The sequence below is a fragment of the Peptostreptococcus sp. genome (genome assembly GCF_977045075.1).
The window spans coordinates 1-10,828 of record NZ_CDRRTB010000058.1; the positions used below are offsets into that span (position 1 = coordinate 1).

General features: G+C 38.0%; 11 protein-coding genes. 8 read left to right on the forward strand and 3 right to left on the reverse strand.

Annotation, left to right across the window (positions count from 1 at the left end; all coding sequences use genetic code 11):
* Nucleotides 1-175: 175 nt before the first annotated feature.
* The 3 genes from ACW6OJ_RS05650 to ACW6OJ_RS05660 all read right to left on the reverse strand — a co-directional run bounded on the left by ACW6OJ_RS05650 (nucleotide 176) and on the right by ACW6OJ_RS05660 (nucleotide 4,800).
* Nucleotides 176-3,442 (reverse strand): cell wall-binding repeat-containing protein, encoded by a 3,267-nt coding sequence (locus ACW6OJ_RS05650; protein ID WP_456095992.1) that lies wholly within the window; start codon nucleotides 3,440-3,442, stop codon nucleotides 176-178.
* A 316-nt stretch (nucleotides 3,443-3,758) separates the two neighbouring features.
* Nucleotides 3,759-4,085, reverse strand: coding sequence for an AzlD domain-containing protein (locus tag ACW6OJ_RS05655; protein WP_456095993.1), 327 nt, complete (start codon nucleotides 4,083-4,085; stop codon nucleotides 3,759-3,761).
* Nucleotides 4,075-4,800 (reverse strand): AzlC family ABC transporter permease, encoded by a 726-nt coding sequence (locus tag ACW6OJ_RS05660; protein ID WP_456095994.1) that lies wholly within the window; start codon nucleotides 4,798-4,800, stop codon nucleotides 4,075-4,077. The genes ACW6OJ_RS05655 and ACW6OJ_RS05660 overlap by 11 nt, the downstream gene beginning before the upstream one ends.
* 117 nt (nucleotides 4,801-4,917) lie before the next feature.
* On the opposite strand from ACW6OJ_RS05660, the gene prmC reads away from it, so the two are divergent.
* The 8 genes from prmC to ACW6OJ_RS05700 all read left to right on the forward strand — a co-directional run.
* Nucleotides 4,918-5,841: a peptide chain release factor N(5)-glutamine methyltransferase gene (gene prmC / locus ACW6OJ_RS05665; RefSeq protein WP_456095995.1), complete on the forward strand. Its 924-nt coding sequence runs from the start codon at nucleotides 4,918-4,920 to the stop codon at nucleotides 5,839-5,841.
* 98 nt (nucleotides 5,842-5,939) lie between these two features.
* Nucleotides 5,940-7,004, forward strand: coding sequence for a peptide chain release factor 1 (gene prfA, locus ACW6OJ_RS05670; protein WP_456095996.1), 1,065 nt, complete (start codon nucleotides 5,940-5,942; stop codon nucleotides 7,002-7,004).
* A 96-nt stretch (nucleotides 7,005-7,100) separates the two neighbouring features.
* Nucleotides 7,101-8,138, forward strand: coding sequence for an L-threonylcarbamoyladenylate synthase (locus ACW6OJ_RS05675; RefSeq protein WP_456095997.1), 1,038 nt, complete (start codon nucleotides 7,101-7,103; stop codon nucleotides 8,136-8,138).
* Between the two features lie 53 nt (nucleotides 8,139-8,191).
* Entirely contained in the window at nucleotides 8,192-8,638 is a 447-nt protein-coding gene (rpiB, locus tag ACW6OJ_RS05680; RefSeq protein WP_293426635.1) for a ribose 5-phosphate isomerase B, read from the forward strand.
* 24 nt (nucleotides 8,639-8,662) lie between these two features.
* Nucleotides 8,663-9,292, forward strand: a complete 630-nt coding sequence (gene upp / locus ACW6OJ_RS05685) for a uracil phosphoribosyltransferase (protein ID WP_293426638.1) — start codon at nucleotides 8,663-8,665, stop codon at nucleotides 9,290-9,292.
* A 211-nt stretch (nucleotides 9,293-9,503) separates the two neighbouring features.
* Nucleotides 9,504-9,743, forward strand: coding sequence for an AtpZ/AtpI family protein (locus ACW6OJ_RS05690; protein WP_304084482.1), 240 nt, complete (start codon nucleotides 9,504-9,506; stop codon nucleotides 9,741-9,743).
* 65 nt (nucleotides 9,744-9,808) lie between these two features.
* The gene (locus ACW6OJ_RS05695) at nucleotides 9,809-10,210 is read left to right on the forward strand and encodes an ATP synthase subunit I (RefSeq protein WP_456095998.1); all 402 of its coding nucleotides are present in this window, start codon (nucleotides 9,809-9,811) and stop codon (nucleotides 10,208-10,210) included.
* A 4-nt stretch (nucleotides 10,211-10,214) separates the two neighbouring features.
* On the forward strand, nucleotides 10,215-10,828 hold a 614-nt coding region (locus tag ACW6OJ_RS05700), incomplete at its 3' end, for a F0F1 ATP synthase subunit A (RefSeq protein ID WP_456095999.1).

Below are 10,828 nucleotides of genomic sequence, written 5' to 3' on the forward strand. Positions count from 1 at the left end.
ATTATACCACGAAAACATTGAAATCTCAATGTTTTCTTGGTATGGATATCATAAAGATGCATTTGTATTGTACTAGAAACTAGAAAAGTCCACACTTTTACATGTGGACTTTGTCTACAGTCTGAGGTCCCTAGCAATGTAGGGACCTGATTATCATTTATTGTTTTTTAAGTGCTTACTTTAGTATTGATCTGATTGCAGATTCTGGTAGGTACTTGTATCCACCGACTACAACCAGGTCATTAATCTTGTGATTAACGATATAATTTTTTATGTCATTTGAAATACCCTTGTCTGGAGCAAGAAGTATCGGTGCATTATCCTTGCCTGCAATAGGGCCTGCAACTAAGGCATCGGCAAAGATTTTGCCAGAAGCCAGGTAGGCCTTCTTTGAATCCTTAAACTTGCTATTTGCTATCTTGATAGAAGTTTCATACCTATCTTTACCAGAAAATCTTTCAATAGTATTTGTCAGCTTGTTTTCTACATCCTTAGATATAGTATTTAGACCACCTACTATATATACATTTTTCAAGTCACTAGTATCTATAAGCCTCTTTATATTAGAAGGAATAGAGTTACGTTTAACTAATAGTATTGGGTATGCTTCCTTTGATGCATATGGGCTAATAGCTAGGGAATCAGGGAAGGATTCTCCTGATGAAATCACAGCCGTATTTTTATTGCCAGATACTGAAATTACCTTTCTTGCAACTAATTCAGATGTTTCATACCTATCGCTACCAGCTAGTCTTTCTATGCTAGAATCATACTTACTAAGAGCTTTTTCTACATTACTATTAACGGAACTATTTCCACCCACTATTATAAGGTCCTTGGCACCTAGTCTTTCTATTTCAGATCCTACTCTTGGATCTAAAGAATTATTTTTAGTAAGAAGTATAGGTGCATTTAGGGATTTTGCAAGCACTGATGCTGTCATAGAATCTGGGAATATATCTGCCCTTGCTATTATAACAGTATTTGCCCTTTCAAAGTTCTTTTTAGATAGGTCTATAGCAGTCGCTATTCTATCACTTCCACTTATTCGCCTGCTAGAAACTTGACTACCTACTGGAGCACCAGTAGAGTTTGCTGGAGCAGTAGAGCCACCACCATTTGTTGGACTAGTAGAGCCACCGTTATTTGAAGGGTCAGTATAAGGGGTAATTTGTGAAGAACCTTTTGGGTCTCCATCGCCACCCTGGTAAGTGCCTTCCTTAGCTCTTATCTTTACACTAGGTGAGGCAACATCTCCGCCTATAGCCTTCTTAGTATTCAATATGTTATCCCTACGACCATCTCCACCAGTCAATTTGGCAATAGCTACATCTATTATACCAGTACCAGATACTGCTTTTCCACCCTTTCCATCTTTTCTATTTACAGTGTCAACATAGCCCCTACCGCCTTTTGCAATAAGAGAGCCTTCACCTACAATTTTTCCATTTTCAAGGACTATTGCATCTGCCCCTACAGTAGAGAATGGATTATTTGTTTCAACATTATCTCCTCCACCAACTACCTCTAGGCTAGCATCCTTATCAAGAGTAACAACACCATTATTTACTTTTAGTCCATTTTGTGCTTCAACACTAGTAGTAAAGCCCTTGTCACCCTTAATCTTATTTGTACCCTTTACAGTAATATTACCATTAACAATAACTACTGACTTAGGCTCCTTTGGAGCAAGGGTAGACCCATCAGTTAAGAATGTAGATAGGGATTTTATACTTGAATCTTCTAGAATACTACCATCATTTAAAGTTATAGTATTAGTTGTAGAAGAGTTGTCCTTAACGGTTAGAGTACCACCATTTACCTCGACAGGTCCATAGGTAACACAACCATCTAAAGTAAGTTTTCCACCCTTTTCAACTATTATCTTAGTGCTGCTCTTAATTTTTAAATTTTTCAAAGTAACATCGGCACCTTTTGGAATTGTTATAGTTTCAGTAGCATAGCTATCTGTATTACCAAGCTCACCATAAAGACCCTCTTCATTTGAACCAGCTATTTCCTTAAGATTTGTTGGTATTGTAGCATTTCCTACCGTAAATATTTTATACGGCATCATCATCCATTTTGATTCTGTAGAGTCTAAGGCATCTAGCCTAGTTTGCAGTGACTTAGTTAAATCATATACATGAATATCAACAGAATTTGTAGTAGATACCCTGCTTCCATCAGTAACCTTAGCAGTCAATTTGTAAAGTGCTTCAGGTCCCTTTGCTTCTCCATCTACATTTACAACACTTTCCTTATTGATATAGGAAATAGGATCTAATTCAGCCCTTAAGCCACTTCCCTGTGGAGAAATTGACAGTTCAACTTTTGCATTAGGGTATTTCTGTTTGAATTCATAGTATGGAATGTATTTAGCATTGCTTTCTGTTCCCTCCTTAACTAGAAGGGTTATTTTGCCCTTATCAGCGCTACTCACGACCCCTCCACTTGAGCCTGTAGCAGATGAAACTACGTCCACACCCCCATTAGAAGAATAGGATTTATTACCGATAAAACCAAAAATCGGTGCGTTTCCTTTTAAAAAGGCCCTCATTGTATTTAGAACGCTTATTTTCAATTCTTTTTCTGCTACTTCATCATTAGTGGATGCTTTTATCTTTAGTGAATAGTCACCAACTTTATTAGGAGCACCTGTGATACTAACCTTATTATCTGCAGAAACTGTGGCAGTAAGACCACTTCCTTCTGGAGATATACTAGCCTCTACACGTGCATTTTCCTTGTTATCACCAACTAGGTCATATCCTAGCTGGTCATTTTCATCCAACCCTATAACCCTTGTAAAGGGACCATTATAGTCTAGGTTAATACCCAAAGCAATTGATGGCCTAGCACTATTTCCAAGACTTGTAGTTATGCCATCGGCAACTGTTGTCAGGCTACCATGGTTATTTACATTATTGTTCTTATTCTTGAAACTAGAGTTTTCAAAGGTCACATTACCATTATTTACAACAATGTTATCAAAATTGCAATTTATAAACTTTACTTTAGCACCTTCTTCGATTACTACATAGGCACCTTGATCATTTCTTCCCCTGCCATTTCTAAAGTCAATATTTACCACCTCTACATTTGAGCCGGCCTTAAATGTAACAAGGTCCTTGGCTATATAACCAAGACTAACACGACCATTGTTATATCTTGTTTCTCCTTGCAACTTTACTATGGGGGAGGCTATATTTACATTCCCCATACTATTTTGGTCAGTAGTAACCTTTATTATAGATTTACCCTGAGATTTTGCCGTTTCTACTGCATCGCTAAACTTTCCATAAAACTGGGAGTTAACAATATGGGTTTGACTACTTTCATCTGCAAATGAATCTACATTAGCAACCATCCCTATTGCTAAAGTAAAAACTGTAAGCATACAAACAGTTTTCCTTAACATATTTTGTCTTTTTCCTACCATTAGCTTTTTTTCCTCCTTCTCTTATACCATAAAAGCCTACGAATATCATTTACATGATTTACAATTATAACATCGAGAATCATTATAAGTCAATTGTAAAAGTATAATTTTATCAATTGCAAACGTTATTCTTTTAAATTTTATAAAATAACTTATAATATATTAAAAAAGCAGGGTCAATAAGCTATACTTGCTTATGGACCCCGCCATATAATTATATTAATTCTATTGTTATAAATCCTACTTCATACCATATGATAGGAGAGTACAATTTTGGACATTGAGGTACTTAATACCTGCCTAAAAACAGATGTTTTTATAAGATATTTAGGGCAATTAGCATTATAATGCCACCGGAAACAACTGACACGCCAATATTTCTAAACTTAACAGAAATTAGGATTATCAGTATTAGGGGTATTAGCTTTATGTTTGAAATAGACAAAAAAAGCTGGCCGTTTTTAAAGAAGATATCCTTTATTATCATGGCAACAAATACACCTAGGGGTATATATTTTATAAAGCGATCAAATTCCTCTGAATTGGCACTCTTACCTAGGATTTTGAATGGAAGGTACCTCATGGCAAACATAAAGATAAAGGATACACCTATTATGCCTAGCTTTAGTATATTAGCATTCATCTGAGTCCACCAACCTTTCATTTTTATTTTCATTATTCTTATCTACAAAGTAGCCTATACTAGTTACTATTAGGGCCACTATAATCAGGTCAAGCCCTCCCTGGTAGAAGTATAGGACGATAAATGAAACAAGTATAGCTATAGCCAGTATAAGTAGGTCCTGCTTTGACTTTACCTGTAGGACAGCTAGTATTACAAACATACTAGACATCATAAAGGTTCCCATATCCAGGGGTATATCTATAATTTGACCAAAGAAACCACCAAGTAGACTACCTACCAAGCCAAATATACAGCCAAAGATATTGACGAATAGGGCTAGGTCACCATCCCACTCAGGATCATTTTCATAGCATATCTTGTTTATTGCAAAGGTTTCATCAGCTATAAACATAGAAAAGACAACCTTTTTCCAACCCTTGAGGTCCTTGGTATCATTAACTAGGGCTGAGCTATAAAGTGTATTTCTCAGGTTGGTAATAATAATGGTTAGGGTTAGGTATATGGATATTTGAGGGTTTATACCTCCGATAAGCATGTTGGATGCTATAAATACGGCACTACCCGAAAAGACAAATATGGACATAAGGGTTATATCCAATAGGTTGAAGCCAACCTTATTTATCATGGCCCCACCTATAAAGCCTAGAGATATATAACAAAAGGCTATAGGGAGGGCAGTTATAAGGGCTTTTTTTATCTTTTTAAAATTCATTTATTCTCCTTTAAACTCTGCTACTACTCTTAATATTAATACTTAAATAAAACTCATTATACTATTACCCCATTTTACCACAAGTTATCCTATCTATGATATAATTCTAAGGGTGGAATGAAAGAGAGAGTGAACTTAGCCATGCTAATTAAGGATATAATAGAAAAATATAGCGGTATCTTGTCTGCTACAAGTCCTACAGCCAGACTTGATGTAGAGATAATTCTATGTCATATTCTGGGCTGGGACAGGGTCAAGCTGATGATAAATTACGGCCAGGACTTAGATGGTGAACAGCTATCCATATTTGAGGCCATGATAGCCAAGAGGGTGGACCAAATGCCAATCGCCTATATAATAAACAAAAAGGAATTTATGGGGCTAGACTTTTATGTTGATGAGAGGGTCTTGATACCAAGACCAGATACGGAACTCTTGGTAGAGGACCTAGTGGAAAGCCTAGATGAAATGGTGGATATAAAGACCGAATCAGACATAAGGGTACTGGATATGTGTACTGGTTCCGGCGCAATCATACTTAGTGGGGCCAGCTATTGGAAGGATAGACAGGCCCAGACCAGAGTAGAAGCGAGAAATAATATCAGCTTTATAGGTGTTGATATTTCAAGGGATGCCCTAGATGTTGCTAGTATAAATAGAGAATTATTAGGGCTTGAAGGGGTAAGGCTAATTGAATCAGACCTATTTACTAGGCTTGGTGACTACAAGGGAAGACTAGATATAATAGTATCCAACCCACCCTATATAGAAGACCAAGTTGTTGAAAGTCTAGAAAAGGATGTAAAAGACTATGAGCCTAGGCTAGCACTTGCTGGCGGGGATGAGGGTATGGATTTTTATAATAAAATTATAGAGGAGGCCTACGACTATCTAAGGCCAGGAGGAAAGCTGGTCTTTGAATCAGGTCATGATCAGGCAGAGAAAATATTGAAAAAGATGGCTCAAGTGGGATATATTAAGGGTTACACGAAGAAGGATATACAGGGATTTGACCGTCTTGTTGCAGCCTATAAATATTGACATTTTGGGTCTACCTATGCTAAAATATACAATTGATTATGTAGAAAAATTGTAATAGATATTTACGTTTATATAAAATACAGGAAGGTGAAAATCAAATGCTAAATAAGCTAAAGGTTTTAGAGGATAAGTACAAGGAGCTAAGTGAAAAAGTAGCGGATCCTGATATAATCAGTGACCAGCCAACTTGGCAGAAGCTGATGAAGGAAACGTCTGAAATAGAACCAATCGTAATGAAGTACAGAGACTATAGTAAGGCAAGCCAGAGTATTGCTGATTCAAAGCAGATACTAGAGGAAGAAAGTGACGAAGAGCTAAGAGAATTGGCTAAGATGGAGCTATCAGAATCTGAAGCCCTATTAGAGGAATATGAAAATGAACTAAAGATACTACTAGTGCCAAAGGACCCTAATGATGAGAAGAATGTTATCATAGAGGTAAGAGGTGGAGCTGGTGGTGACGAAGCAGCCCTATTTGCAGGAGACCTATTTAGGATGTACTCTAGGTATGCAGAAAGAAGGGGTTGGAAGACTTCATTGATGAGTTCCAATGAAACTGGAGTGGGTGGCTACAAGGAAGTATCCTTTATGATAAAGGGTAAGGGGGCCTATTCTAGACTAAAGTATGAATCAGGTGTTCATAGGGTTCAGAGAATACCTACTACAGAATCTGGTGGTAGAATACATACATCTACGGCGACAGTAGCTGTATTACCAGAGGTAGAGGACGTTGAAATAGATATAAATCCAGAAGATGTAAGGGTTGACGTATTTAGGGCATCAGGTAATGGTGGCCAGTGTGTCAACACAACTGACTCAGCGGTTAGACTAACTCATATACCTACAGGTGAAGTTGTTTCTTGCCAGGACGAAAAGTCTCAGTTAAAGAACAAGGAAAAGGCCATGAAGGTATTGAAGGCTAGACTTTATGATAAGGCCCTAGCTGAACAGCAAAAGGGTATAGCTGCAGAAAGAAAGAGTCAGGTAGGTACTGGAGATAGATCAGAAAGAATCAGAACATACAACTTCCCACAGGGAAGGGTTAGTGACCATAGAATTAATTTAACCCTATATAAGTTAGATTCATTTATAGATGGGGATTTAGATGAAATGATAGATGCCTTAATTACAGTTGACCAGACTGAAAAGATGTCATCGATATAATCTAGATATTTTTAAGAGGCTTTGGTTTTACTAAGGCCTTTTTTTGAGGAGTAATCCCCTAGCAAAGAGAAAAGACTTGTAAAGAAGGTTGATTTTATGAAAACACTTATAAAAGAAATAGATATAAATAAGCCAGACCAAGACTTGATATCCCTATTTGCAACTATGCTAGCAGACGGCAAGACAGTGATTTTTCCAACAGAGACGGTATACGGACTAGGTGCAAATGCCCTAGATGAAGATGCTGCAACCAAGATATATCAAGCCAAGGGTAGGCCGAGTGATAATCCGCTGTTAGTTCATGTAGCTGATAAAGAGGATGTATATGACCTAGTGGAAAATGTAGATGACAGGGCCAAACTACTGATGGATAAATTTTGGCCAGGCCCCCTGACTATAGTCTTTAAAAAGAAGGCTATTATACCAGACAGGACTAGTGGAGGTCTAGATACGGTGGCAATTAGGATGCCATCAGACCAGGTGGCTAGAGACCTTATAAGGCAGGCAGGAGTGCCAATAGCAGCACCTTCAGCAAATATATCAGGTAGACCATCCCCAACCAAGCCAGAGCATATAATCAGAGACATGGATGGCAGGGTTGATGGAATACTGGTTGGAGGTCCTTGTGACTATGGGGTAGAGTCCACGATTATAGACCTATCAGAAGACCTTGCCATGGTGCTTAGGCCAGGAAGTATAACCCTAGAAATGCTGGGGGAGGTATTGGGCCGGGTCGACCTAGACCCATCCTTAAAGAATAAGGACGACAATATAAGGGCCAAGGCTCCAGGAATGAAGTACAAGCACTACTCACCCCAGGCCCAGGTATATATAGTCAAGGCGGATGATCTTGAAGGCTTTGCCGAGAGGGTGGATTCCCTGTGTGAAGACAATGCCAAGAAGGGTCTAAAAATAGGCGTTATGACTATGAACTATGACCAGCACAGCTACCAGGCCAAGGTTTTTGACCTAGGTGGGTCTGATACTGAAGTTGCAAAGAACCTTTTTGATAGTTTAATAAGCCTAGACAGGGAGTCTATAGATATAGCCTATGTCCCATACTTTGAGGAAAGAGGCATAGGGGTAGCCATAATGAATAGGCTGAAAAAGGCAGCTGCCTACAGGATTATATAAGAGTATATAGCTATGCTTATGTGTAGTTAAAATAAAATTTTGGAGGAATAAATATGAAAATAGCATTAGCATGTGATCATGGTGGACTAAACCTAAAGGCTGCTATAAAAAAGCACCTAGAAAAGCTAGGTCATGAAGTAGTAGACTTTGGGACTAATTCAAGTGATTCAGTAGATTATCCGGATTATTCCGAAAAGGCGGCAAAGAGTGTTGCTAGTGGAGAAACTGAATGCGGCATCCTAGTGTGCGGAACAGGCATTGGTATAGGGATAGCAGCCAATAAGGTAAAGGGAATTAGGTGTGCAACACTAGGAGATACTTTTTCTGCTAGGATGACTAAGGCCCACAATGATGCTAATATGATAGCCTTGGGTGAAAGGGTAACAGGTATTGGCCTAGGCCTAGATATAGTTGATGCCTACCTTAATTCATCATTTGAAGGTGGAAGACACCAGACGAGGGTAGACAAGATTACAGCGATAGAAAATAAAAATTTATAATATATATTATTTTAGGAGGAGAATATGAATAAAGTAGTAATTACAGACCATCCATTAATTCAGCACAAGTTAACATTAATGAGAAAGACATCAACAGGTTCAAAGGATTTTAGAGAGTTATTAACAGAAATAACTATGTTGATGGGCTATGAGGTTACAAAGGACCTACAGCTTAGGGATGTAGAAATAGAAACGCCTATACAGAAGACAATGGCAAAGGAACTAGACGGTAAGAAGTTGGCTATAGTTCCAATCCTTAGAGCAGGTATAGGTATGGTTGATGGCTTCATAAGCTTGATTCCAGCTGCAAAGGTTGGACATATAGGCCTTTACAGGGACCCTGAAACTTGCGAGCCAGTAGAATACTACTGCAAGCTGCCTCAGGATATAGGGGAAAGAGAAGTATTTTTGGTAGACCCAATGTTGGCTACAGGCGGTTCAGCTACTGCTGCCATAGAATTGCTAAGGGCTAGAGGGGCGAAGAATATCAGAATGATAAATCTTGTTGCAGCTCCAGAAGGTATAGCAGCTGTTCATGAAAAGTATCCAGAAGTTAATATCTATGTTGCTTCTGTAGATGAAAAATTAAATGATCATAAGTATATAGTACCAGGTCTAGGTGATGCTGGAGATAGATTGTTTGGAACCAAGTAGTTTAAAAGTATATAGAGGTTGCACGGACTTTGTAGTCAGTGCAGCCTTTAAGTTTTTTTAATGGCTTGAGGTATACATATTTAGTCGTTTATGAACCTAGTGTGAATTCAATGTTAATAATTTTTAAAATTATGAAAATTTGGGTATACTTAAGGGTAAATAGGGTTAAAATGTGATATAATTAGTAGTCAATTGAATTTATGGAGGAAATATGGGTAAAAATAGTATATGGTTTGAAGCTATGAAGTCTTTTTCATTACTTACACAATTAGGTATTATGGTAGTAGTGTGTATATTTGGATGTGGCTTTATAGGGATAACTATTGACAAGAAGCTAGGTACTTCGCCAATATTTTCAATAATATTCATATTGTTGGGCATAGCAAGTGCCTTTGTCAGCCTATACAAGACCCTAAAGGTATTTACTAAAAAGGAAGATAAGTACAGGTAGGGTCCTTAAAAAAGGAAGTTTAATGGTGTGTAGGTTTATATGTTGATGGGTTAGGAAGTGATGCGTTGGATAAGCAACTAATGGAAAATTTGAGAAAAATATACATGGGTATAGGAGTATATGACCTGGTGGGACTTTTTCTTATAGCCATAATTGGCAAGGCATCAGTCAGCACTATGGCTGGCCTGCTTGCAGGCAGTATAGTCGCCATGTTGGCTTTATTTTCTATAGCTAAAAACCTAGATGGACTTGGGAATAGGGACAAGAAAAGTGCAACCCTGTCGTCCATGGGAAGCTATGCTTTTAGGATTTTTATCTATGGGGCAGTCCTAGTTTTTGCAGCAACTACAAAACATATAAACGTGTATACTGTTGCATTGGGCTTGATTAGCACTAATATAGTGATAAAAGCTCAAAACCTCCTTGGAGGCAAAAACTTAATAAAGAAAATGAGAAAGGAGGATTAGGCTTATGTATCAAGCAAAATATGTTCTCTACCTTGGTAACTTCAAGCTAAGTGAGACCATTGTAACCCAGTGGATCATAATGGCCTTTTTAATAATTCTGGCCCTGTTGCTCACAAGGGACTTAAAAAAGGTTCCTACAAGCAAGAGACAGGTATTTTTGGAAATGGCAATTGGTGGGCTTAGAAACCTGGTTACTGAGACTACGGGAACAGCCTTTATAAAGCGTGCGCCTTGGATGATATCATATATTGGAACAATATTCTTGTTCTTTGTCTGCTCAGACCTAATAGTGATGTTTGGATTTAGGTCGCCAACTACAGACTTGGATACAACCGTAGCCTGGGCCTTGATTACATTCTTCATGATCTATGTCATGGGGGTAAAGTTCAAAGGTATGGCCTATTTCAAGGAGTTGCTAGAGCCAACACCCTTGATGGCGCCACTTAATATTATTGGTGAATTTGCAAGACCAATATCATTGAGTTTCCGTCCATTTGGTAATATTTTGGGTGGTTCAATAATAATGTCATTGTTCTACCAGATGCTAGAGTACTTCTCAAGTATGATACCGTCTTTAAAGATACCAATTGGGGAATTTTTGATACCAGTTCCACTACA